The 23,208-nt window shown below is 64.7% G+C and carries 17 protein-coding genes; 13 read left to right on the plus strand and 4 right to left on the minus strand.

Annotation, left to right across the window (positions count from 1 at the left end):
- Nucleotides 1-5 precede the first annotated feature (5 nt).
- Nucleotides 6-3,956: a trifunctional transcriptional regulator/proline dehydrogenase/L-glutamate gamma-semialdehyde dehydrogenase gene (gene putA, locus Q6A47_RS12195; RefSeq protein WP_304484433.1), complete on the minus strand. Its 3,951-nt coding sequence runs from the start codon at nt 3,954-3,956 to the stop codon at nt 6-8.
- 77 nt (nt 3,957-4,033) lie between these two features.
- Between putA and Q6A47_RS12200 the strand changes: the two genes are divergently transcribed.
- The 11 genes from Q6A47_RS12200 (at nt 4,034) to Q6A47_RS12250 (ending at nt 15,624) form a co-directional block, all read left to right on the plus strand.
- Nucleotides 4,034-4,207 carry a hypothetical protein gene (locus Q6A47_RS12200; RefSeq protein ID WP_304484434.1) on the plus strand — a complete coding sequence of 58 codons (174 nt, stop codon included), beginning with the start codon at nt 4,034-4,036 and terminating at the stop codon, nt 4,205-4,207.
- Between the two features lie 106 nt (nt 4,208-4,313).
- Complete coding sequence (gene putP, locus Q6A47_RS12205) at nt 4,314-5,792, plus strand: sodium/proline symporter PutP (RefSeq protein WP_369811484.1); 1,479 nt, start codon at nt 4,314-4,316, stop codon at nt 5,790-5,792.
- 105 nt (nt 5,793-5,897) lie between these two features.
- Entirely contained in the window at nt 5,898-6,734 is an 837-nt protein-coding gene (locus Q6A47_RS12210; RefSeq protein ID WP_304484435.1) for a 23S rRNA (adenine(2030)-N(6))-methyltransferase RlmJ, read from the plus strand.
- 109 nt (nt 6,735-6,843) lie between these two features.
- A complete protein-coding gene (locus tag Q6A47_RS12215; protein ID WP_029612817.1) occupies nt 6,844-8,601 on the plus strand; it encodes a carbamoyltransferase family protein in 1,758 nt (585 codons plus the stop codon).
- A complete protein-coding gene (locus tag Q6A47_RS12220) occupies nt 8,585-9,715 on the plus strand; it encodes a glycosyltransferase (protein WP_029612815.1) in 1,131 nt (376 codons plus the stop codon). Before Q6A47_RS12215 ends, Q6A47_RS12220 begins: the two co-directional genes overlap by 17 nt.
- The gene (locus Q6A47_RS12225; RefSeq protein ID WP_295486758.1) at nt 9,715-10,611 is read left to right on the plus strand and encodes a GNAT family N-acetyltransferase; all 897 of its coding nucleotides are present in this window, start codon (nt 9,715-9,717) and stop codon (nt 10,609-10,611) included. The genes Q6A47_RS12220 and Q6A47_RS12225 overlap by 1 nt, the downstream gene beginning before the upstream one ends.
- Nucleotides 10,608-12,008: a PIG-L family deacetylase gene (locus tag Q6A47_RS12230; protein WP_304484436.1), complete on the plus strand. Its 1,401-nt coding sequence runs from the start codon at nt 10,608-10,610 to the stop codon at nt 12,006-12,008. Before Q6A47_RS12225 ends, Q6A47_RS12230 begins: the two co-directional genes overlap by 4 nt.
- Before the next feature lie 42 nt (nt 12,009-12,050).
- The gene (locus Q6A47_RS12235) at nt 12,051-12,935 is read left to right on the plus strand and encodes a DUF6625 family protein (protein ID WP_304484437.1); all 885 of its coding nucleotides are present in this window, start codon (nt 12,051-12,053) and stop codon (nt 12,933-12,935) included.
- Nucleotides 12,932-14,086, plus strand: a complete 1,155-nt coding sequence (locus Q6A47_RS12240) for a glycosyltransferase (protein WP_116887447.1) — start codon at nt 12,932-12,934, stop codon at nt 14,084-14,086. The genes Q6A47_RS12235 and Q6A47_RS12240 overlap by 4 nt, the downstream gene beginning before the upstream one ends.
- Entirely contained in the window at nt 14,083-14,967 is an 885-nt protein-coding gene (locus Q6A47_RS12245) for a glycosyltransferase (protein ID WP_029612811.1), read from the plus strand. Before Q6A47_RS12240 ends, Q6A47_RS12245 begins: the two co-directional genes overlap by 4 nt.
- Before the next feature lie 18 nt (nt 14,968-14,985).
- On the plus strand, nt 14,986-15,624 hold the full coding sequence (locus tag Q6A47_RS12250) for a CatB-related O-acetyltransferase (protein WP_039582816.1): 639 nt from the start codon (nt 14,986-14,988) through the stop codon (nt 15,622-15,624).
- Here the strand turns inward: Q6A47_RS12250 and Q6A47_RS12255 are convergent.
- Both Q6A47_RS12255 and Q6A47_RS12260 read right to left on the minus strand, forming a co-directional pair.
- Nucleotides 15,607-16,812, minus strand: coding sequence for an acyltransferase family protein (locus tag Q6A47_RS12255; RefSeq protein ID WP_304484438.1), 1,206 nt, complete (start codon nt 16,810-16,812; stop codon nt 15,607-15,609). The genes Q6A47_RS12250 and Q6A47_RS12255 overlap by 18 nt on opposite strands.
- A gap of 1 nt (nt 16,813) precedes the next feature.
- Complete coding sequence (locus Q6A47_RS12260) at nt 16,814-18,670, minus strand: bifunctional O-antigen ligase/aminoglycoside phosphotransferase family protein (protein WP_304484439.1); 1,857 nt, start codon at nt 18,668-18,670, stop codon at nt 16,814-16,816.
- Between the two features lie 144 nt (nt 18,671-18,814).
- Here Q6A47_RS12260 and msbA point away from each other — a divergent pair, with 144 nt between their 5' ends.
- Both msbA and hldE read left to right on the plus strand, forming a co-directional pair.
- Nucleotides 18,815-20,620, plus strand: coding sequence for a lipid A export permease/ATP-binding protein MsbA (gene msbA, locus Q6A47_RS12265; protein ID WP_029612808.1), 1,806 nt, complete (start codon nt 18,815-18,817; stop codon nt 20,618-20,620).
- 127 nt (nt 20,621-20,747) lie between these two features.
- Nucleotides 20,748-22,169: a bifunctional D-glycero-beta-D-manno-heptose-7-phosphate kinase/D-glycero-beta-D-manno-heptose 1-phosphate adenylyltransferase HldE gene (gene hldE, locus Q6A47_RS12270; RefSeq protein ID WP_039582820.1), complete on the plus strand. Its 1,422-nt coding sequence runs from the start codon at nt 20,748-20,750 to the stop codon at nt 22,167-22,169.
- A gap of 51 nt (nt 22,170-22,220) precedes the next feature.
- On the opposite strand, the gene Q6A47_RS12275 is transcribed toward hldE, so the two are convergent.
- The gene (locus Q6A47_RS12275; protein ID WP_029612807.1) at nt 22,221-23,189 is read right to left on the minus strand and encodes a hypothetical protein; all 969 of its coding nucleotides are present in this window, start codon (nt 23,187-23,189) and stop codon (nt 22,221-22,223) included.
- Nucleotides 23,190-23,208 lie beyond the last annotated feature (19 nt).

Below are 23,208 nucleotides of genomic sequence, written 5' to 3' on the forward strand. Positions count from 1 at the left end.
TGATCCTAGCCGATGGTCATCAAGCTCGCGTTACCGCCCGCCGCCGCCGTATTCACGCTGACCGCCCGCTCGATCACCAGCCGCTCCAGGGCGATCTGCTGGTCACCGCTAGACAACCCGTGCACGCCGACGATGGCACCGGCACGCTTGGCCACCTGCTGGCACACTGCGCGGAGCTGGTCGGAGTGACCGTGGTGGATGACGGCGTCGAAGGCCACGTCATCCTTGGTCCAGTCGGCCACCAGCCTGAGCTTGCCTTGCAGCTCTTTCGGCAGGCGGCTGCGCAGGCCCTTGGCCGGCTCGCCATCGCTGCACAGCGCCGAGCTGCCGACCGCCAGCACCGCTGCGAACTGCGTCAGCAGGTCGGCTTCGTTGTCGGCCAGGCACAGCACGTGCTCGCGGGGCAGCACGCTGTAGGTGTTGCGCTCGCCGGTGGGGCCAGGCAGCACACGGGTAATGCCGCTCTGCGACTGCTCGGCGAACTGCTCGCACAGGGCGACCAGCTCAGGCTGGTGGCTGGACGCCCAGGTCTTGAGTGCGTGCAGTGGCTTGAGCAGTTGCTCGTGCAGCGCGTTGTCGGCCTTGCCGTGTGCGTCGGTACGCTGGAAGTGCCGGGCGATGGCGTCGGCCGGGCGGGTCGACAGCAACCGGTACAGGTACAACGGACCACCGGCCTTGGGACCGGTGCCGGACAGGCCTTCACCGCCGAACGGCTGCACGCCGACCACGGCGCCGACGATGTTGCGGTTGACGTACATGTTGCCGGCATTGACCTTGTCCACCACCTTGGCGATGGTTTCGTCGATGCGGGTGTGCACGCCCAGGGTCAGGCCATAGCCAGAGGCGTTGATCTGTTCGATCAGTTGGTCGATGTGCTTGCGGTTGTAGCGCACCACGTGCAGCACCGGGCCGAAGATTTCGCGCTTGAGCTCGTCGAAGCTCTCCAGTTCTATCAGGGTCGGCATGACGAAGGTGCCACGCTTGCATTCCTCGCCCTCGGCCAGGGCCACCTGATAGACGCTGCGGCCCTTCTCGCGCATGGCCTGGATGTGCTTCTCGATGCCGGCCTTGGCCTCGGCGTCGATCACCGGGCCGACGTCCACCGACAGGCGCTCGGGGTTGCCCATGCGGTTCTGCGCCATGGCGCCCTTGAGCATTTCGATGACCCGGTCGGCGCAGTCCTCTTGCAGGCACAGCACGCGCAGGGCCGAGCAGCGCTGGCCGGCGCTGTCGAAGGCCGAGGACACGACGTCGATCACCACCTGTTCGGTGAGCGCCGAGGAGTCGACGATCATCGCGTTCTGGCCGCCGGTTTCGGCGATCAGCGGAATCGGTCGACCCTGGGCGTCGAGGCGCCCGGCGACATTGCGTTGCAGCAGACGCGCCACCTCGGTGGAACCGGTGAACATCACGCCTTTGACCCGCTCGTCACCGACCAGACCGGCACCGACGGTTTCGCCGCGCCCTGGCAGCAGTTGCAGCACGCCCTCGGGGATGCCCGCTTCGAGCAGCAGGCGCACGGCCTGGGCGGCGATCAGCGGGGTCTGTTCGGCGGGCTTGGCCAGGACCGGGTTGCCAGCGGCCAGCGCCGCCGCCACCTGGCCGGTGAAGATCGCCAGCGGGAAGTTCCACGGGCTGATGCACACCACCGGGCCCAAGGGGCGGCAGGCGTCGTTGCTGAAGTCGGTGCGCGCCTGCACCGCGTAGTAGCGCAGGAAGTCCACGGCCTCGCGCACTTCGGCGATGGCGTTGGCGAAGGTCTTGCCGGCCTCGCGGATGAGCAGGCCCATCAGCGGTTGGATCTCGGCTTCCATCAGGTCGGCAGTGCGCTCCAGGATCGCCGCGCGCTCGGCCGGCGGGGTGGCCTGCCAGATCGGGGCGGCGTTCAGCGCGCACTGGATGGCGTTGTCGACGTCGGCGACGCTGGCCTCCTGCACATGACCCACCACGTCGCGGTGGTCGGCGGGATTGAGCACGGCCTCGACGGCACCTTCGCTGGCCGTGCAGGCCAGCAGAGGCGAAGCATTCCAGTCGGTGTGCGCGGTGGCCAGCAGGGCGCAGGACAGCGAAGCCAGGCGATGCTCGTTGGCCATGTCGATGCCGGCCGAGTTGGCCCGCTCACTGCCATACAGCTCACGCGGCAGCGGGATGCGCGGGTGCGGCAGGCCGACGTTGCCTTCCTGGGTGGCCATGCGCTCGATGCTCAGCACCGGGTCGGCGACCAGTTCCTGGATGGAAATGGAATGATCGGCGATGCGGTTGACGAACGAGGTGTTGGCGCCATTTTCCAGCAGGCGCCGAACCAGGTAGGCCAACAGGGTTTCGTGGGTGCCGACCGGCGCGTAGACGCGGCACGGACGGTTCAGCTTGCCGTCGGCGATCTTGCCGACCACCTGCTCGTACAGCGGCTCGCCCATGCCATGCAGGCACTGGAATTCGTACTGTCCTGGGTAATAGTTCTGACCCGCGATGTGGTAGATGGCCGATAGGGTGTGGGCGTTGTGGGTGGCGAACTGGGGGTAGATGGCTTCCGGCACCGACAGCAGCTTGCGCGCGCAGGCGATATAGGAGACATCGGTGTAGACCTTGCGAGTGTAGACCGGGTAGCCCTCCAGGCCTTCGACCTGGGCGCGCTTGATCTCGCTGTCCCAGTAGGCGCCCTTGACCAGGCGGATCATCAGGCGGTGGCGGCTGCGCTTGGCCAGGTCGATGATGGCGTCGATCACATAGGGGCAGCGTTTCTGATACGCCTGGATGACGAAGCCGATGCCGTTCCAGCCCGCCAGCGACGGCTCGAAGCACAGGCATTCGAGCAGGTCCAGCGACAGCTCCAGACGGTCGGCTTCTTCGGCGTCGATGTTCAGACCGATGTCGTACTGCTTGGCCAGCAAGGTCAACGACAGCAGGCGCGGGTACAGTTCGCCCATGACGCGTTCGTACTGCGCACGGCTGTAGCGCGGGTGCAGCGCCGAGAGCTTGATCGAGATGCCCGGGCCTTCATAGATGCCGCGCCCGTTGGACGCCTTGCCGATCGAATGAATCGCCTGCTCGTAGGAGGCCAGGTACTTCTGCGCGTCGTGCTCGGTGAGTGCGGCTTCGCCGAGCATGTCGTAGCTGTAGCGGAAGCCCTTGGATTCGAAGCGGCTGGCGTTGGCCAGGGCCTCGGCGATGGTCTCGCCGGTGACGAACTGCTCGCCCATCAGGCGCATGGCCATGTCGACGCCCTTGCGAATCATCGGCTCGCCGCTCTTGCCGATGATGCGGGTGAGCGAAGAACTCAGGCCGGACTCGTTGTGGGTGGACACCAGCCGGCCGGTGAGCAACAGGCCCCAGGTGGCGGCGTTGACGAACAGCGACGGGCTGTTGCCCAGGTGCGGTTGCCAGTTGCCGGTGCTGATCTTGTCGCGGATCAGCGCATCGCGGGTGCCTTTGTCCGGGATGCGCAGCAAGGCCTCGGCCAAGCACATCAGGGCCACGCCTTCCTGGGACGACAGGGAGAACTCCTGCAGCAGGCCTTGGACGATGCCGGCACGGCCGCTGGCGCTTTTCTGATGGCGCAGCTTGTCGGCAAGCCCCGCAGCCATCTTGTTGGTGGCCTCGGCCAGCGGGGCGCTCAGGCGCGCTTGCTCCAGCAGCATCGGCACCACTTCCTGCTCGGGACGGCGGTAGGCGGCGGTGATGGCCGCGCGCAGCACCGATTGCGGCAGGATGCTCTCGGCGAACTCGAGGAAGCATTGGTGCGCGTGGTCGGTCGGCACGTCGCCGGCATCGTCGCCATTGCTGGCGGCCAGGCCGTCGATGTCGTTGGGGTTGGCACCACCCTCGAGCTTCTCCAGGTAGTTGAAGATCGCCTGCTTGATCAACCAGTGCGGGGTGCGGTCGATGGACTGCGCAGCCGCTTTGAGTCGTTCACGGGTCGGGTCGTCGAGTTTGACCCCAAGGGTGGTCGTCGCCATTTCTTATCCTCGTTATTGCCACGGGAGTGGCTAAGCTGGCGGCAAGATTAGCGGGCGGCGTTTGCAGGTGCAACCGGGTGCAACCCGAATTTTTTTCTGAAAAAGGTGCAACTCGTCCGGCGGTCTCTGAAGGAACCTTCTGTAGTCGATTTTTGCTGCCTCAACGTCTTAAAAACCTGGCTTTTGTCGCAAAAAGTAGCAAAAAAGCGATTTTATCTGAAAATGCATTTATGGGTGCAACTTGCAAATGAAAAGTGGTTGCACCTGATGAAGGTTGTTGCATAGGATGCGCCGCCTGGGTGCAACCGCCTCGTCGTGTGTGGTTGCGAGAGATAACAACAACGCCAGGACATAACCATGGGCAATCCAATCACGATCACCTTCGTGGTCTACATCGCAGCAATGGTGCTGATCGGCTTCGCCGCCTATCGCTCGACCAAGAATCTTTCCGACTACATTCTCGGCGGCCGCAGTCTCGGCAGCGTGGTCACCGCCTTGTCGGCCGGTGCTTCGGACATGAGTGGCTGGTTGCTGATGGGGCTGCCGGGCGCCATCTACCTGTCGGGCCTGTCCGAGGCCTGGATCGCCATCGGCCTGACCGTCGGCGCCTACCTCAACTGGCTGTTCGTCGCCGGTCGATTGCGCGTACAGACCGAACACAATGGCGATGCGCTGACCCTGCCGGACTTCTTCTCCAGCCGTTTCGAAGACACCAGCGGTCTGCTGCGGGTGATCTCGGCCATCGTCATCCTGGTGTTCTTCACCATCTACTGCGCTTCCGGCATCGTCGCCGGCGCCCGCCTGTTCGAAAGCACCTTCGGCATGTCCTACGAGACGGCGTTGTGGGCCGGTGCAGCAGCGACCATTGCCTACACCTTCGTCGGTGGTTTCCTGGCGGTGAGCTGGACCGATACCGTGCAGGCCACGCTGATGATCTTCGCGCTGATCCTCACGCCGATCATCGTGCTGATCTCCACCGGCGGCTTCGACACCACCCTGCTGGCCATCGAAGCGCAGAACCCGGCCAACTTCGACATGTTCCGCGGCGCCACCTTCATCGGCATCATTTCGCTGATGGGCTGGGGCCTGGGCTATTTCGGCCAGCCGCACATCCTGGCGCGCTTCATGGCGGCCGACTCGGTGAAGTCCATCGCCAATGCCCGACGCATCTCCATGACCTGGATGATCCTGTGCCTGACCGGTACCTGCGCGGTGGGCTTCTTCGGCATCGCCTACTTCTCGGCCAATCCTGGCCTGGCCGGGCCGGTGACCGAAAACCATGAGCGGATCTTCATCGAGCTGGCGAAGATCCTGTTCAACCCGTGGATCGCCGGGGTGCTGCTGTCGGCCATTCTCGCTGCCGTGATGAGCACCCTGAGCTGCCAACTGCTGGTGTGCTCCAGTGCGCTGACCGAGGACTTCTACAAAGCCTTCCTGCGCAAGGGCGCTTCGCAGACCGAGCTGGTTTGGGTCGGTCGCCTGATGGTGCTGGCCGTGGCGCTGATCGCCATCGCCCTGGCCGCCAATCCGGACAACCGCGTGCTGGGCCTGGTCGCCTACGCCTGGGCGGGCTTCGGCGCGGCGTTCGGCCCGGTGGTGCTGCTGTCGGTGCTGTGGAAGGGCATGACCCGCAATGGCGCGCTGGCGGGTATCGTGGTCGGTGCGCTGACCGTGATCCTGTGGAAGAACTACGTCGGGCTGGGGCTGTACGAGATCATTCCGGGCTTCCTGTTCGCCACCGTCGCGATCGTCGTGGTGAGCAAGCTGGGGCGTCCGAGCGCCAGCATGGTTTCGCGGTTCGAGACGGCTGACGCGGCCTACCACGCCGACAAGTAAGCGACAGGCCGAGCGCGGGCTTGCCCGCGACTCGGCCAGCGCCGACCACCGCACCTGACGCCGTCAGCCCGACAAGGTAAACTTGCCGGTTCCTCAGGAGCCCACATGAACTATCGTCACGCCTTCCATGCCGGCAACCACGCCGACGTCTTCAAGCACATCGTGCTGACCCGCCTCATCGCCCTGATGTCGCGCAAGGAGCAGCCGTTCGCCTACCTTGACACCCATGCCGGCCTCGGTCTGTACGACCTGCAGGGCGATCAGGCGACGCGCACCGGCGAGTATCTGGAAGGGGTAGCGCGACTCTGGGGTCGCGACGACCTGCCAGCGGTGACCGACGACTACCTGCGCATCATCCGCCGCCTGAACGCGGACGGCGAACTGCGCTACTACCCTGGCTCGCCGGAACTGGCGCGGCGCCTGATGCGCCAGCAGGATCGCGCACTGCTCAACGAGAAGCACCCCGAGGATGGGCCGCTGCTCAAGGACAACATGAGGAAAGACCCGCGCGTCACCGTGCACCTGGGCGAAGGCTGGCACGTGCCGCGGGCCTTGCTGCCGGTGCAGGAAAAGCGCGCGATCATGCTGATCGACCCGCCGTTCGAACAGGCCGATGAGCTCAAACGCTGCACCCAGGCGGTGAAGGAGGCGATCGGGCGCATGCGTCAGACCGTCGCGGCCATCTGGTACCCGATCAAGGACCAGCGCTCGCTGACCCGCTTCTACCAAGACCTCACCAGTACCGGCGCGCCCAAGCTGCTGCGGGTCGAGTTGTACGTGCATCATCAGGACAGCCCGCAGGGCCTGAACGGTTCTGGCCTGGCCATTGCCAATCCGCCGTGGGGCCTGGAAGACGAGCTGCGCGAGCTGCTGCCGTGGCTGGCCAAGGAGCTGGCACAGAGCGCTGGCAGTTGGCGCATGGACTGGCTGATCGCCGAGTAACAGGCGCAGCCGTGCGGTACAGGTTGTTTGCGCTATAATCGCGCGCTTTGGTCGCCAGCCGCCCACCCGGCCCCTGGCGCATCTCATATCGAATGAAGAGGCGAGTCCCTTGGCATTGACGATTCTTGGCCTGTCCGGCGCCCTCAGCCATGACCCTTCCGCGGCCTTGTACATCGACGGCAAGCTGGTTGCCGCCGCCGAAGAAGAGCGCTTCGTGCGTGACAAGCATGCGAAGAACCGCATGCCGTATGAATCGGCGAAGTTCTGCCTGGAGCAGGCCGGCATCAAGCCGTCCGACGTGGACGTGGTGGCCATTCCGTTCGCCCCCATCAGCCTGTTCGGCAAGGCCCGCTGGCACTACGCCAAGCGCTACTGGTACGCCCCGGACCGCGCCCTCGACGCGATCCTCATGGGCAACCGTCGCTACAAGCGCTACCGCAAGAAGATCGTCTGGTGCCTGGAGCAGTTGGGCTTCGATCCGAAGAAGATCAAGATCGAGCCGGTCGAGCACCACCTGGCCCACGCCTCCAGCGCCTACCACTGCTCGGGCTTCAAGGAAAAGACCGCGATCCTCGGCATCGACGGCAAGGGCGAGTACGCCACCACCTTCTTCGGCTACGGCGAGAACGGCAAGATCCACAAGATCAAGGAGTTCTTCGATCCGGATTCTCTAGGCGGCCTGTACGGCGCGATCACCGAGTTCCTTGGTTTCGAGATGCTCGACGGCGAGTTCAAGGTGATGGGCATGGCGCCGTACGGCGACGCCAGCAAGTACGATTTCTCCCGTCTGGCCAGCTTCGAGAATGGCGAACTGGTGATCAACACCGAGTACGCCAACGTCATCGGTCTGCGCCGCTATAAAGAGAAGGGCAAGGGCTTCTACTTCTCGCCCAAGCTGATCGAGTGGCTCGGTCCCAAGCGTGAAGGCGACATCGCCGACGAGCCCTACATCCACTACGCCGCCAGCATGCAGGCCCTGTTCGAGAAGCTGGCCCTGCAGATGATCGACCATTACCTGGGCGACATCCTCAAGGAAACCGGCAAGCTGGCCTTTGCCGGTGGCTGCGCGCTGAACGTCAAGCTTAACCAGAAGATCATCGCTCGCCCGGACCTCAAGGAGCTGTTCGTCCAGCCCGCGTCCGGCGATGCCGGCACGGCGGTCGGTGCCGCCGCCTACGTGTCGCACGCCCGTGGTGTGCCGGTCGAGAAGATGGAGCACGTCTACCTCGGCCCTGCGTACTCCAACGAGGACGTCATCGCCGCCTGCGCGCGTCATCCCAGTGCGCCGAAGTGGCGCAAGCTCAACGACATGCCTCAGCGCATCGCGCAGATCATGGTCGATGGCAACCCGGTGGCGTGGTTCCAGGGCCGTATGGAATTCGGTCCGCGTGCCCTGGGTGGCCGTTCGATCATCGGCTGCCCGAGCGTGCCCAACGTCGCCAACCGGATCAACGAGCAGATCAAGTTCCGCGAGCGCTGGAGACCCTTCTGCCCGTCGATGCTCGACACCGTCGCGCCGCAGATGATCAAGATCGACCACCCGGCCCCGTTCATGACCTTCACCTTCGAGGTGGCCGAGGAGTGGAAGACCCGTGTGCCGGAAGTGGTCCACGAAGACGGCACCTCGCGAGCCCAGGTGCTCAAGCGCGAGTACAACCCGCGCTACTACGACATGATGAAGGCGCTCGAAGACCTCACCGGCAATGGTGTGTCGCTGAACACCTCGCTCAACCGTCGTGGCGAGCCGATGATCTGCTCGCCGACCGACGCGCTGAACATGTTCTTCGGCTCGGACCTGCAATACCTGATCATGGAAGACATCCTGGTGGTCAAGGACGGCGCGGCGGCGTATGACCAGCCGCTCTGACCTGCGGGTCCTGCAGTTCTGCCACGGCTACGACGGGCCGTTCCTCGATTGTGCCCGTCAGTACGCCAGCCTGTTCGAAGGCCGGGGCTACAAGGTCACCACGGTGTTCCTCACCGGCAAGGCCGACCCCCAGGTGGCTGCCGGCTGTGGTGGCGATGAAGTGCTGTTTCTCGAATTCAGCTCCAAGGCCGTGCGCGGGCTCAAGCTTGGCGCCATCGCGGCCTTGCGTCGAATCGCCCGAGAACGCACGTTCAGTTTCTGCATCGCCCACCGCTTCAAGCCCCTTTATGTGGCGCTTTTGGGCACCGCGCTGCCGGTGATTGGCGTGCACCATGCCTTCGGCGACTATCAACGCCAGGGCCGTCGCCTATTTGCCAACCTGGCGCGCAAGCGCCTCAGCCTGCTGGGCGTGTCCGACGCGGTGCGTGACGACATGCGCCGCTGTCTGCCCGGCTGGCCAGCCGAGCGTATCCAGACGCTTTACAACCGCATCGACGTCGCGGCGCTGCAGGCTGCACTGCTGCCGCGTGACGAGGCGCGGCGTGCCTTGGGGTTGGACGCTCAGGCGTGGATCGTCGGCAATGTCGGCCGCCTGCACCCGGACAAGGACCAGGCCACCTTGCTGCGCGGCTTCGCCCAAGCCTTGCCGGGATTGCCCGGGAACGCCCGACTGGCGCTGCTGGGCAAGGGTCGCCTGGAAGACTCGCTCAAGGCGCTGGCCGCGGAGTTGGGCATCGCCGAGCGCGTCGATTTCCTCGGCCAAGTGGCCGATGCCCGTCGCTACTTTCAAGCCTTCGACGTGTTCGCCCTGAGTTCCGACCATGAGCCATTCGGCATGGTCCTGCTGGAGGCCATGGTGGCTGGCGTGCCGGTGCTGGCCACCGCTTGCGGTGGTGCGCGCGAGGTGGTCGAGGGCGTGGGCGTGCTGTTCGCGCTGGGCGATGCCGGGCAATTGGCCCAGGGGCTGCAGCACATGGCCGGTCTGAGCCACGAGCAGCGCCGCGAATGCGCCACCCTGATGCTGCAGCGTTTGCATGAGCGATTCTCCGATGAGGCCGTGCGTCAGGTGTTCTGGCAACTGCCCCAGGTACGAGCGCTGGAGGCGCGGGTCTGATGCTCAATCATCTGCGCGCCTGGCGCGAACGCGGCTGGACCGCCATCGACGCGAACGCTTATGCCCAGGCCTGGCAACGCTTTGGTGGCAGTGTCGCCAGTCATCCGCTGGTGCTCGAGCAACTGGCCGACCTGGCACAGATTCCCGTGCGTTACCTGGGCTGGGAACGTGACGGCGAACTCGTGGCGGCAGTGCCGACCTGGGGCCGGCACCTGGCGCTGTCCAAAGAGGTGCTCAAGCGCCACGGCAAGAAGGGCCTGTTCGATCTGGGCAATGCCGAAATCATCCTGCCCGCCGCTGACGATGCCGCTGCACCGCTGCGCCATGCCGGGCGTTACTTGTCCGAGCTCAATCACGGTCGCTTCGACGGCCTCAAAGCGCAGACCGAGCAACTGGCCTTGGCGCGCCCGCACGAAGACCTGTCGAAGAAGTTTCGCTACAACCAGCGTCGCGAGCTGCGTCTGCTGGAAGAGGCAGGCGGTGTGGTGCGGCCGATCAGCGAGTTCAGTGCCAGCGACATCGCCGCCATGTACTGCGATCTGTTCCAGCGTCGTTGGGGCTTCCCCGCCACAGGTGCTGCGCACATGGCCGAAGTGATCGAGCGCTTGCGCGAGCTGCTGATCGGTTCGGTGCTGTTCCTCGACTCGGCGCCGATCGCCATCCAGCTGGTGTATCGGGTCGAGTCACCGCAATGGGTCAGCGTCGAGTATGTCAATGGCGGGGTCGATCCTGAAACCAAGGCGTTCAGCCCCGGTAGCGTGCTCAGCTTCCTCAACACCCAGGCCGCCTGGGAAGACGCCAAGGCGCGCGGCAAGGCCCTGCGCTTTTCCTTCGGCCGGGCCGACCGGGAGTACAAGGAGCGCTGGTGTCATCCGGTGCCGGTGTACCAGTCATGAGCCGCAAGCAGCAGTTGCTCAAGCGCCATCGCCGCAACAAGCGTATCGGCTTGCTGGTGACGCTGCTGGCCTTGCTGCTGGCGGGCGTGTTCGTCGCCTGGTGGTTGCCGGTGCTGCTGCTGCCGCTGCTGTGGGTGGCCCATGAGGCCTGGTTCGCCGATCACCTGTTCTATGCCGCGAACGAAGACTACCTCTACAGCTTCCCGGACAGCGCCGAAGTACTCGACGTCACCCTGGAGAACGGCCGGCTGAGGGCGGCGGACCTGAGTCTGCAGGGCGATGAAACCCTGGTGCTGCAGGTGGAGTTGCGCTGCGGCTGGCTGGGGCGACTGTTCGACCCCGGCGTGCACATCGAGGGGGCCGAGCGCGCCGACCTGCAGGTGTTCGAGCGCGGCGTGCGAGGCTTGCGCTACTTGAATCTTGGCGGCTGCGCCCAGGCCTTGGTGGACGGGCGACTGTCCCTCGCCGGCCGCTTCTGCACGGTGGTCGGGCAGCCGCGGCTGTGGGTGTTGCGCCAGGCCGATCCGCGTCGGCGCCGGGTGATGGTCATCGCCCCGCACGCCGATGACGCCGAGCTGGCTGCCTACGGCTTGTACAGTCAGGCAGACGAGGCGTGGATCGTCACTCTGACTGCCGGTGAGATCGAAGCCGAGCATTACCAGGACATGGGCTTGTCATCGACCGAGGCGGCGCGCCTCAAAGGCCGCTTGCGGGCCTGGGACAGCCTGACCGTGCCGCGCTGGGCGGGTGTGCCGGAGTCGCGTTGCGTGCAACTGGGCTACTTCTGCTTGCAACTGTCGGCCATGCGCGAGTCGCCGCAGGCGCCCATCGGTTCGCGCGAGGCCGATCTGGCCGACACCCGCCTGTTCCGCCAATTCAACAGCCTGGCCCTGCCGGGCGACGATGGCGTGCCCTCCTGGAACAACCTGCTGGCTGACCTGCGCGAACTGCTGCGTCTGGCGCGACCGGAAGTGATCGTAATGCCCCACCCGGTGCTGGATCCGCACCCGGACCATGTCTGCGCCCAGCAGGCGCTGCGCGAAGCGCTCGCAGGCCTGGCGTGGCAGCCACAGTTGCTACTTGGCTACGCCAACCATCTGCACGACAACGACCGCTGGCCCATGGGCGACAGCGGAGCGGGCGTCGCCTTGCCGCCAGTGACCGACGAACACTCCCTCGGACTGCCCTTGAGCCTGTCGCTGGAGCCGCCTGTGCAATACGACAAGGCCATGGCGCTGGGCATGATGCATGACCTGCAGCCCAGGCCGCCGTTCAAGCGCCGGCTGCGCCGGTCGATCCAGCGTTGCCTGGCCGGGCGGCGCGGCTCAGTGTTCGGTGAGAACGAATTCTTCCGCAAGGCGGTGCGCCGCCATGAGCTGTTCTGGATCCTCGATTAATCAGACCACGCTGCAGGCCACATTCGACAGAGAGAGCTTCACGTGACCTTACCGACTCCACGAATCCTGTTTGTCATTCCTTATTTCGGCGAGTGGCCGTTCTGGATGCCATTCTTCCTGGAAAGCTGCCGGCGCAACGCGGATATCGACTGGCTGTTGTTCAGCGACTGCGGCACACCCGCCGACCTGCCCGCCAATGTGCGCATCGAGGCGATCAGCTATACCGATTACTGCCGACTGGTCTCCGACCGGTTGGAAATCGACTTCGCCCCGCAGCAAGCCTACAAGCTGTGCGACATCAAGCCGGCACTGGGCTACATCCACGCCGATCGCCTGGAAGGTTACGACTTCTGGGCCTTTGGCGACATCGACCTGGTGTATGGCGATTTGCGGGCGTACTTCACCAACGAACGGCTGGCGCGTTGGGACTTCTTCTCGACCCACGAACGCCGGGTGGCGGGGCACCTGTGCCTGATCCGCAACACGCCGTGCAAGCGGGTCCTGTTCAAGCGCATGCCGAACTGGCAGGCGCGCTTCACCGACCAGGCCCATCATGCGCTGGACGAGGGTGCGTTCAGTCGACTGTTCCTGCGCCGAAAGAACCTGCCCAGACCGCTGTTCGAGCTGCTGGGCCAGTTGAACCCTCTGCGTCGTCGCAGCGATTTCACCGAGGCCTACAGCACGCCCAACGGCTGCATCGCCTGGCACGACGGGCGCAAGGTTTTCCCCCAGCGTTGGTACTGGCGTGACGGGCGGCTGAGCAACGATCTGGACAGCCAGCGCGCTTATCCCTATTTCCATTTCGCCTGCTGGAAGCGCAACAAGTGGCGCGACGTGCCGCAGCCCGATCCGCAGCAGGTGCAGCAACTCGCGGCAACGTCGAACTGGATGATCAACGACCGCGGGTTCCATCAGGACAGCGTATGAAGCAGCGTTACAAGGTTCTGCAGTTACAGCCGGACTACAACATCAAGCAGCATGATTTCGCCGATCTGGCCGAGCAGATCTTCAAGGCCCTGCCTGCCGATCGCTTCGACACCACCATGGCGTTCCTGCGCGGCAAGCCTGTGTCGGGTCAGCCGGTGAGCCGGGCCGAGCGCTCGGTCTACTTCGAATTCAGCGACAAGGCGCTCAAAGGCATGCGCTTGAAAGCCTCCTGGCAACTGTTCCAGTTCTGTCGGCGGGAGCGCTTCGATGTGGTCATCTGCAACCGTTTCAAGCCGGTGAACATGCTGCTGCAGCTTAATCGCTGGCTCAGGATTCCCCTGTGCATCGGCATCTCCCATGGCTTTGGCGAGTACGACCGCTTCTACCGTCGGCGCCAGGCCAAGCGCTTGATCGACCGCGCCTGGCAGTTCGTCGGTGTGTCGCCGGCGGTCAAGCAGTACCTGCTCGATTGCCGGTGCGGTTTCACCGACGCCAATACCCATGGCATCACCAACGCCATCGATATCGAGCAGGCCGAGGCCCTGCAACTGTCGCGGGCCGACGCCAGGGCGCAGTTGGGGCTCGATGCCGATGCCCGGCTGGTGGGGGCGCTCGGGCGTCTGGTGCCAGTCAAAGGCCACACTTACCTGATCGAGGCGTTCGCTGCGCTCAAGGACAAGTATCCGCAGACGCAACTGGCCATCATCGGTGCCGGTCGCGAGCAGGCGCGTCTTCAGCAGCAGATCGAGCGCGCCGGCCTGGCTGGGCGCGTGCATTTGCTCGGCTTCAAGGAAAACGCCCTGCAATACGTGCGAGCGTTCGACCTGTGGACCATGCCGTCGCTGGCCGAGGGCCTGGGCCTGGCGCTGCTGGAAGGCATGAGCGGGCACCTGCCGGTGATCGCCAGCGATGTGCCGGCCATGCGGCCGCTGATCGAAGGCGCGGGCGGGCTGGCGGTCAAGCCTGCCGACGTGGCGAGCCTGACGGCGGCCCTGGATACCTATTTGGCGCTCGATGATCAGGCCCTGCGCGCCAAAGGCGAGCAGGCTTATGACTATCTGACGCGTGAGCATGACATCGAGGTGTTCCGTCAGCAGTACCTGCAACTCATCGAGTCGGGCCTGTCCGCGGCTACCAAGGAATCGAAATGACCCAGTTTCAACCGCAGGTGACGGTGATCATCGCCTCGTACAACCATGGTCCCTACATCGAGGAAAGTATTCTCAGTGTGCTCGGGCAGACCTACCCCAACATCGAGTTGCTGGTGGTGGACGATGGTTCGACCGATGACAGCGTCGAACGCATCCAGCGCCTGCAGGACAAGCATGGCTTCGACTTCCGGGTGCAGCAGAACATGGGCCTCACCCATACCCTCAACGCGGCGGTGGCGCGGGCCAAGGGCGAGTTGATCGTGCCCTTCGGCTCCGACGACATCATGCTGCCGGAGCGTATCGCCATTCAGGCCGAGTACATGGCCGACAAGCCGGAAGTGGGCATCTGCGCGGGCAACATCGAGTTGATCGACGCCCAGGGCGAACTCTTCCCCGAGACTCGGCAGCGGCGCGATATCGCCTTCCGGCGCATGGACTTCGAGGACATGTTCCTGGAGCGCAAGCCCTACCCACCGGCGCCGACCTTGATGATCCGTCGCGAAGCCTTGGAGAAGGTCGGTGGATTCGACCCGCAGATCCGCCTCGAGGACTTGCTGATCGAGCTCAAGATCACCCATGCCGGCTATTTCATCGACGGCTTGAACGTGCTCATGGCGCGTTATCGCAAGCACGCCAGCAACTCCTACAAGAACCACCGGTTCATGATCGACAACATCCTGCGCACCTATGCCTTGTTCAAGGACCACCCAGCCTACGAGCAGGTGAAGTTCAAGGCATTGAATTCCATGTTCCTGAAAGTGGCCAACCGCGATCGCGCCCTGGCCCGCGAACTGCTGGCGCAGATTCCGTTGCGGGCGTTCACCCGCAAGACCTGGCGTGGGCTGGCGCGGTTGTACTTCTCGCCGCTGGAGCGTCCCTGACAGAGGAGGTCGCACCCCATGGGCTGGTTATCACGCTACCTGGAAAAGCGCGCCAAACGGGCGATCCGCAAGTTGCCGCCTATCGAGCGGGGGCGTGCCCGTTTCGCGGCGCGTTACCCGCACTATGCCTTTGGCGTCGGCAGCTATGGTGTCCCGCAGGTGCATGACTGGCAGGAGGGTGCCACCCTGAAGATCGGCGCCTACTGCTCGATTGCCGAAGGCGTGCAGATTTTCCTGGGGGGACATCATCGGGCGGACTGGGTCACCACCTATCCCTTCCCGGCGATGCTGGCCGAAGCCGCCTCCATCAAGGGGTATGCCTTCTCGCGGGGTGATGTGGTCATCGGCAACGATGTCTGGTTGTGTTCCAACAGCAGCATTCTGTCCGGCGTGACCATCGGCAGCGGTGCGGTGGTGGCGGCGGGGGCGCTGGTCACCCGCGACGTGCCACCGTATGCCGTGGTGGGTGGCAATCCTGCCACGATTTTGCGCTGGCGCTTCCCCGAAGAGGTGCGCGCCGAGCTGCTCAAGAGCGCGTGGTGGGACTGGCCGCCGGCTGAAATCGCCAGTGTGGTGGACAGGCTCTGCAGCGACCGGATCGAGGCATTCCTGGACTACGCGCGCCAGCGGCGCGGCGACTCAGACCTGGTCGGCTGACTTCAGGCCGGCGACACGTTTGTCGCGATGGCGACGGGCCAGGCGTTTGCCCAGGGCAATGCCGGGCTTTTCGAAGAGCAGGAAAGTGGCGCTGCTCAGCGCCACCAGCACGATGCAGCACACCGCGACCAGCGCGGCGAACAGCCAGGGCGCATCGCTGCCCAGGTCCAGTTGCGGGTATAGCCGATAGGCCATCCACCACAGCAGCAGCCCGTGCAGCAAATAGGTGCTGTAGCTGATTTCGCCCATCCACCGCGCACTGCGCAGGCTCAACGCGCCCAGTAGATTGTTGCCGGACGCGACGATGCAGAAGAACACGCTCAACAGCAGTAGCGCCGGCACGGCAAAGGTCTTATGCAGCACGGTCATGACCACCAGCAACAGGCCCAGGGCGACGAAGGTCGCGGTCCTGGTCTTGGCCCATTCGACCAGCGCCGGGTTGCGTATCCAGTACACCGCGGCGATGCCACCGAGAAAGCTCAGCAGGTATTTTTTCTTCAGCGAGTGCTCCCAGCCGACCAGTTGCGCCAGCACATAGAGGCCGACCACGCAGGCCAGGGGTCTGGCGAACCCGCGTCGATAGAGGAAGATGGCGCCGAGCAGGGGCAGGGCGAGGTAGAAGTAGGCCTCGTAGATCAAGGTCCAGGTGACGTTGGAAATCAAGTTGCCGGTGCCGGCCAACTGGTTGATGTCCGGCCGGTGGAACACCAGCCACAGCGACAATTGCTTGGCCAGTTGCAGCGGCGAGTCGCGCAGGGTCCAGTGCTGCAGGTAGAACACGGTCAGCAGCAGCGCCGCCAGCAATGGCAGGTACAGGGGATAAAGGCGCATGACCCGCGAAATGGCGAACGAGCGCCAGTCGAAGTCGGCCCGCTGCCTGACCAGCCGGTCCCAGAACAGGAACCCGGTGATCATGAAGAACAGCGCCACGCCGACCTGGCCGATCTGGGCGAAGAAGCGCTCTGGGGGCATGGCGATCTGACCGCTGCTCTGGTAATGCCAGGCGATGGCGGCGTGATGAATGAACACACCCAGGGCCAGGTAGCCGCGCAGGCCATCCAGCGTGGCCCAGCGGCCCGCCACCGGTTCCAGGTGCCTGGCCACCAGGGGGATGCGCAGCAGCAGCGCAGCGACGCTGAAGGCGAGCACGTAGGTGAGGACCGAGAACACGGGGGCGAGATAGCTCATGTCAATGCGCCGTGCGCGGGCTGTGGCCCAGTTGCGTGCGCAGGACCTGGCTCATGCTTGCACTGGCGGTGCTCGCATAGCCTTCCAGCAGGGCGTCCACCTGCTCTTCGAACAGCCATTGACGGTCCTGGTCGTAGCGCTGCATGTGGCGCAGATTGCGTCGGCGCAGCTCGGCAGACAACGCCGAGGGCAGCAGGCGCATGTCGGCCAGGTCGATCAGGCCGAACTCACCGCTGTTCAGCAGCAGGATGTTGCCCAGGTGCAGCGAGCGGAAGTAGACCCCCTGATCGTGCAGGCGGGCGATGAACTGGCCCAGCCGATGCACCAGTTGCTGGCGTTCCTGGGGGGACGTGCTGGCTTGCAGGGCCTGGCGTACCGTCTGTCCGGACAGGGGGCGATAGCGCACGCCCTGGCTGCCGTCGGTGCGCACCATCAGTTCCAGCACGTCGGGCGTGGCGATGCCGGCCAGTGCCAGCCGCTGGCTGTTCCTGACGAAGCGTGCCGAGTACGGATGCCAGGCGCCTGAGGTGTACCAGTCGCGACGGCGGAACAGTTTCAGGAAGCTGCCGTCACGCAGTTCGAGCACTTTCGGACCCAGCCCATCTTCTTCGATGAGGCGGGCACCGTCGGTGAGTTGGTCGAACTGGGTATCGCTGATGCGCGGCCGAGGCGCCGGCAGCAGGCAGCCGGCACGGCGCGCGATATTGAGCCCGGCGATCAGCGCCAGCGGGATCCACAGCAGGAACCAGTGCTCCTTGGGACGCGACAGGATGCCGCCGCCTTCGGTCAGGCCGGCACCGATGCCGAACACCAGCAAGGTCGAGGCCAGTTGGAAGACCGGCAGCGCCCGTTGCTTCCATCCGCTGTACAGCGCATAACCGATCATTGCGATCCAGGGGATGAAGCCCAGGATGCCGACGTTGAACAGCACACCCAATGCGAAGTTGTGTGGCTCGCTCAGCAGGTAGCCCATGCCGGTGTCCACACGCATCGGCGCATCGTAGCCATGTCCGATGAGCGGGTGCTGAACGAACAGTTGCCAGGTGGTCTGCCAGATCTCGAACCGGTACGAATCGCCGCGACCGGTGATCAGGTGGGGCGCGAACAGCAGAATGCCGGCGATCACCAGCGGTGCAGCGGCGAACAGCGGGATCGAACGGCGGTTCCAGCACAGCAGTGCCAGCCAGTTGGCCGCCAGGGTCATGGCCACCAGCGGGGTTCGCGAGCCAGTCGCCACGACGGCGACGAACATGACGGTGAACGCGGCCAGGCACAGCGCCATGAGGTGCAGGCGCTTGCTGTCCATGGCCATCCACAGCCAGTAGATGCCGAAGAAGCCGAACAGGTGGGAGCTGAGCAGGGGGTTGTCCAGCGCGCCGGTGCCGATCAGTCGAGTGCCTGGCGTATAGGTCAGGGCAAAGGCGTACAGATCGCGCAAGGTGCCCAGCAACGCCAGCAGCGCTGCGCCCAGGAAGATCGACTTCAGCACTCCTGGGCGATGGCGCAACAGCAGGGCGGTGCCAAAAAACAGCATCAGGGTGTGCAGTGGGCGCTTGATCAGGTTGTCGGCAGCGGTCGTCGTGGGCGACCAACACAGGCTGAGGATGGCGAACCCGGCGAACAGCATGAAGAAGATCACCACCGGCTCGCCGACCAGTCGCTTGAGTTCCGAGGGACGGATGCACAGGGCGAGCAAGGTCGGAATGCTGAACAAGCCGTAGTACAGCTTGTGATGCACGCTGCGGTCGGGGAGGAAGAACAAGGTGCCGAGCAGCATGAGCAGGCCCACTGGGAGAACCCACAGGCAGACGAAGTCGAAGAAGCGGTTGCCTGTTTGGCGAAGGCTGCTGATGTGCATGCTGAAACGGACCGGCTGAGGGCGGGGGGCAATCTTAACCCAGCTTTGCACGCATTGCAGGGCGAAACCGTGGTGTACCCGGAGCCCGACGTTCAGCCCCAGCTGTGCTACAGTCTGCACCCCATTTTCAGCATGTTTCGCGATATGACAGACGCCAGTGGCTCCGCCAGCCCATCGAGCATGAAGATCTACTTCCGCCTACTCGGCTACGTGCGCCCCTATCTCGGGCTTTTCCTGCTGAGCATCGTGGGTTTCCTGATCTTCGCCTCTACCCAGCCGATGCTCGGCTACATCCTCAAGTATTTTGTCGACGGGCTGTCCAACCCGGATGCCTCGCTGTTCCCGAACGTGCCGTACCTGCGTGAGCTGCACCTGCTCAACACGGTGCCGGCACTGATCATCCTGATCGCGGCCTGGCAAGGCCTGGGCTCGTTCCTGGGCAACTATTTCCTGGCCAAGGTTTCCCTGGGCCTGGTGCACGATCTGCGGGTGCAATTGTTCGACAACCTGCTGAGCTTGCCCAACCGCTATTTCGACCAGAACAACTCAGGCCATCTGATCTCCCGCATCACCTTCAACGTGACCATGGTCACCGGGGCGGCCACAGACGCGATCAAGGTGGTGATTCGCGAAGGCATGACCGTGGTGTTCCTGTTCGGCTCGCTGCTACTGATGAACTGGCGGCTGACCTTGGTGATGGTCGCCATCTTGCCGCTTATCGCCTTGATGGTCGGCACTGCCAGCAAGAAATTCCGCAAGCAGAGCAAGAAGATTCAGGCCGCGATGGGCGATGTGACCCACGTCGCCTCGGAAACCATCCAGGGCTACCGCGTGGTCCGCAGCTTCGGCGGTGAGGTCTACGAGAGCGAGCGTTTCCTCAAGGCCAGCCAGAGCAACACCGACAAGCAGTTGCGCATGACCCGCACCGGTGCCATCTACACCCCGTTGCTGCAACTGGTCATCTATAGCGCCATGGCAATCCTGATGTTCCTGGTGCTGTACCTGCGCGGTGATGCTTCGGCGGGCGACATGGTGGCCTACATCACCCTGGCCGGCCTGCTGCCCAAGCCGATCCGGCAGTTGTCCGAGGTCAGCTCGACTATCCAGAAGGGTGTGGCCGGTGCTGAGAGCATCTTCGAGCAACTGGACGAGCCGCAGGAGCTGGACAAGGGCACCGTGGAGCGCGACGCCCTGACCGGCCGTCTGGAGGTGCGCAACCTCAGCTTCACTTACCCCGGCACCGATCGCCAGGTGCTCGACGACATCAACTTCACCGTAGAGCCGGGGCAGATGGTGGCGCTGGTAGGGCGTTCAGGCAGCGGCAAATCGACCCTGGCCAGCCTGATTCCGCGGTTCTACCACCACAGTACCGGTGAAATCCTGCTCGATGGCGTCGAGGTCGAGGACTTCAAATTGCTCAACCTGCGCCGCCACATCGCTCAGGTGACCCAGCATGTGACCCTGTTCAGCGACACCATCGCCAACAACATTGCCTATGGCGATCTGGCCGGTGCGCCCCGTGCCGACATCGAGGCGGCGGCTGCCGCCGCGTATGCCAAGGACTTCGTCGAGCAACTGCCCCAGGGCTTCGACACCCAGGTCGGCGAGAATGGCGTGCTGCTGTCCGGTGGCCAGCGCCAGCGCCTGGCGATTGCCCGGGCACTGCTCAAGGACGCACCGCTGCTGATTCTCGACGAGGCCACCTCGGCGCTGGACACCGAGTCCGAGCGGCACATCCAGGCGGCGCTGGACCATGTCATGCAAGGGCGCACCACCCTGGTGATCGCCCACCGGCTGTCCACCATCGAGAAGGCCGACCTGATCCTGGTGATGGACCAGGGCCGGATCGTCGAGCGCGGCGACCATGCCACGTTGATCGCGCAGAATGGCTACTACGCCCGCCTGCACGCCATGGGCCTGGACGAACCCGGCAAGGCCGACATCACCTGAAACACCGGCACTCGGGGCCTGGCGCCCCCAGTGCCGGCGTGTTTTTCGACTCGGCAGTTGGCGCTAAAGCCGCCGCCTGCCCTGTGCTAATATCCCGCCCCTGTTCATTTTTCCATTTGGGTTGCCCATGAAGTTGTCCATGCCGCGTTTCGATCAAGCCCCGGTACTGGTGGTCGGCGATGTGATGCTCGACCGCTACTGGCATGGCGGTACGTCGCGTATCTCGCCGGAAGCGCCGGTGCCAGTGGTCAAGGTCGACCAGATCGAGGACCGTCCGGGCGGTGCGGCCAACGTGGCGTTGAACATCGCCGCCCTGGGCGCCCCGGCGGCGTTGGTGGGGGTGACCGGCCAGGACGAGGCGGCCGACAGTCTGGCCAACAGCCTGCAGGCCGCCGGCGTGCGCTCGATTTTCCAGCGCATTGCGCACCAGCCGACCATCGTCAAGCTGCGAGTCATGAGTCGCCATCAGCAACTGTTGCGTATCGATTTCGAGGAGCCCTTCGCCACCGACCCGCTGTCGCTGGGTGAGGAAGTCGATGCCCTGCTCGACGGCGTCAAGGTGCTGGTGCTGTCCGACTATGGCAAGGGCGCGCTGAAGAATCACCAGTCGCTGATCCAGGCCGCGCGTGCCAAGGGCATCCCGGTGCTGGCCGACCCCAAGGGCAAGGATTTCTCCATCTACCGGGGCGCCAGCCTGATCACCCCGAACCTCAGTGAGTTCGAGACCATCGTCGGGCGCTGTGCCGACGAGGCCGAACTGGTTGCCAAGGGCCTGCAACTGCTCGAAGACTTCGACCTCGGGGCGGTGCTGGTCACCCGTGGCGAGCACGGCATGACCTTGCTGCGCATCGGTCATCCGGCGCTGCACCTGCCGGCCCGCGCCCGTGAAGTGTTCGACGTCACCGGCGCCGGCGACACGGTGATTTCCACCCTGGCCGCCGCCATCGCCGCAGGCGAGGAACTGCCGCACGCCGTGGCGCTGGCCAACCTGGCCGCCGGCATCGTCGTCGGCAAACTGGGTACGGCGGCCATCAGCGCGCCGGAACTGCGCCGGGCGATCCAGCGTGAGGAAGGCTCCGAGCGTGGCGTGCTGGTCCTTGAGCAACTGCTGCTGGCCATTGACGACGCCCGTGCGCACAACGAGCGTATCGTCTTCACCAACGGCTGCTTCGATATTCTTCACGCCGGCCACGTCACCTACCTGGAACAGGCCCGTGCCCAGGGCGATCGGCTGATCGTCGCGGTCAACGACGACGCCTCGGTCAGCAGGCTGAAAGGACCGGGTCGGCCGATCAACAGCGTCGACCGGCGGATGGCGGTACTGGCGGGGCTGGGGGCGGTGGACTGGGTCATCAGCTTCAGCGAAGGCACGCCTGAAAACCTGCTGCGTGAGGTCAAGCCCGACGTGCTGGTCAAGGGCGGCGACTATGGCATCGACCAGGTGGTCGGTGCCGATATCGTCAGCGCCTACGGCGGCACGGTGAAGGTGCTGGGCCTGGTGGAGAACAGCTCGACCACGGCGATCGTCGAGAAGATCCGCAAGCACTGAAGTTGCAAATGGCTGGCCCGTGTCCAGGGGCCAGCCCTCAAGCAATGAGGCTTACTTGTTCAGCGAGGTCCGCGCCCGCTGCAGCAGCGCTCGGGCCTTGTCGCTGAAACGCTGCAGATGCGAGGGCTTGTGCGGCCGTGCCTCCACCAGCCCTTGCTGGCGCAGCCAGTCCTTCCAGCGCACCCGTTCCTCGCGCACCACCCAGCCGTCCTGCTGGGCGAAGCTTTCGGCCAGGTACAGCCCGCGTGTGCTCGCTGGAACCAATTGATCCTTCTTCAGGGTGTACAGCTCGGCGATGGGCTGGCCGTCCTGAAGTGGCATCAGGTAAAGGTCGGGACGCTTGCGGTTGAGCCGGGTGACCAGTTGATCGCCTTCCAGGCGCTCGTCCACATGGAACAGGCTCAGCGACTTGGCCTCCCTTGGCACCTGCAAGCGCAGGTCGTAGATCAGTTGCAGCGACGCGGTGGGCAGGTGCACATAGGCCCGAGGCCGCTCCAGCAGCGTCAGGTTGGCGCATTGCACCGGACGTGCCGCGCCGGAGGCCGGGCTCAAGGTGAACGGCGGGGTTTCCCGGTAATGCAGGGCGGCGGCGTAGGGCGTCGGTAGCCAGGTGTCGTTGAAGCGTCCGCCGAGCCAGCCTTCCGGGGTTTCCATCAGGCACTCCTCGGCCACTTCCTGAATGGCTGTGTGCAGCGGCAGGTTCAGTTCCTGGGCCGGCACGTAGCCGGAAATCAGCTTGAGCACCACATCGCCACGGTCCTGGCGGCGCTGGCGCACCAGCACCCAGTAGTCGCGGTTCTGCCAGGTGAGGGTCAGGCGCACTGACACGCCGAGGTTGGCGAGCTCGATGGCGAAACGTTCGCTGTCTTCCACGTGCACGGCCTTGCGCCGCTGCAGGGTCTGGGCGAAGTTCAGCGGCATGCCGACGCTCTGATAGCTCAGGCCCTCGGGGGTGGCTTCGACATGCAGTGGCAGGGTCTTGAAGTTGCTCGGGTTCTTGCGGATCAGGGTGCGCGCCACGAGGCTCCTCCTTGCATTC

The sequence above is a fragment of the Pseudomonas boreofloridensis genome, assembly GCF_030580795.1.
GTDB lineage: Bacteria > Pseudomonadota > Gammaproteobacteria > Pseudomonadales > Pseudomonadaceae > Aquipseudomonas > Aquipseudomonas boreofloridensis.

Excerpts from the sequence above, each read along its gene's own strand:
- Q6A47_RS12240 (WP_116887447.1), top strand. The coding sequence starts at position 12,932 with ATGAAGCAGCGTTACAAGGTTCTGCAGTTACAGCCGGACTACAACATC.
- Q6A47_RS12260 (WP_304484439.1), bottom strand. The coding sequence starts at position 18,670 with ATGCACATCAGCAGCCTTCGCCAAACAGGCAACCGCTTCTTCGACTTC.
- Q6A47_RS12230 (WP_304484436.1), top strand. The coding sequence starts at position 10,608 with ATGAGCCGCAAGCAGCAGTTGCTCAAGCGCCATCGCCGCAACAAGCGT.
- Q6A47_RS12250 (WP_039582816.1), top strand. The coding sequence starts at position 14,986 with ATGGGCTGGTTATCACGCTACCTGGAAAAGCGCGCCAAACGGGCGATC.
- putA (WP_304484433.1), bottom strand. The coding sequence starts at position 3,956 with ATGGCGACGACCACCCTTGGGGTCAAACTCGACGACCCGACCCGTGAA.
- msbA (WP_029612808.1), top strand. The coding sequence starts at position 18,815 with ATGACAGACGCCAGTGGCTCCGCCAGCCCATCGAGCATGAAGATCTAC.
- hldE (WP_039582820.1), top strand. The coding sequence starts at position 20,748 with ATGAAGTTGTCCATGCCGCGTTTCGATCAAGCCCCGGTACTGGTGGTC.
- Q6A47_RS12210 (WP_304484435.1), top strand. The coding sequence starts at position 5,898 with ATGAACTATCGTCACGCCTTCCATGCCGGCAACCACGCCGACGTCTTC.
- Q6A47_RS12245 (WP_029612811.1), top strand. The coding sequence starts at position 14,083 with ATGACCCAGTTTCAACCGCAGGTGACGGTGATCATCGCCTCGTACAAC.
- Q6A47_RS12225 (WP_295486758.1), top strand. The coding sequence starts at position 9,715 with ATGCTCAATCATCTGCGCGCCTGGCGCGAACGCGGCTGGACCGCCATC.
- Q6A47_RS12255 (WP_304484438.1), bottom strand. The coding sequence starts at position 16,812 with ATGAGCTATCTCGCCCCCGTGTTCTCGGTCCTCACCTACGTGCTCGCC.
- Q6A47_RS12220 (WP_029612815.1), top strand. The coding sequence starts at position 8,585 with ATGACCAGCCGCTCTGACCTGCGGGTCCTGCAGTTCTGCCACGGCTAC.
- putP (WP_369811484.1), top strand. The coding sequence starts at position 4,314 with ATGGGCAATCCAATCACGATCACCTTCGTGGTCTACATCGCAGCAATG.